1 protein-coding gene is annotated in these 388 nt (G+C 48.2%); it reads right to left on the bottom strand.

Features of this window, described 5'->3' with window-relative positions:
* Nucleotides 1-388 (bottom strand): IS66 family transposase zinc-finger binding domain-containing protein (locus tag ACYVUV_RS12395; protein WP_484499586.1); only part of this gene is annotated, 388 nt, incomplete at both ends.

Below are 388 nucleotides of genomic sequence, written 5' to 3'. Positions count from 1 at the left end.
CTGTCGGTAGGCAGGAACCTTGAGAACATACTTCTGATAGATCGTATCAGCGATCAAAGAAGCTGAGCCAAGACTGTTGGTTAACGGTGCCTTGGGTACAGGTGCTTTGATAATCTTGTCAGCCGGTGCCTCATCACTGCAGTGCTGGCACTTGTAAGAGTGTTGGATGTGATCGATTCTCTTAACTTGGGCTGGAATGTACAGCAGCTCTTGTCTAGCACAGAAGCTGCCGATCTCTTTCAGTTCGTGCTGGCAGTCTGGACAGGTAAGATCATCCAAACGATGATGAACTTCCTCGCCCGGCAGAGAATCTAAGATATCTTTCTTTCTGCCGACTTGCTTGCGTCTCTTATAGGTAATAGTTTCGGTAACGCGAGGGTAAGTCCTC

This window comes from Lactobacillus sp. WILCCON 0149, assembly GCF_057197965.1.
The sequence above is the reverse complement of the archived record's forward strand: the minus strand, read 5'-3'. Positions and strand labels throughout refer to the sequence as shown.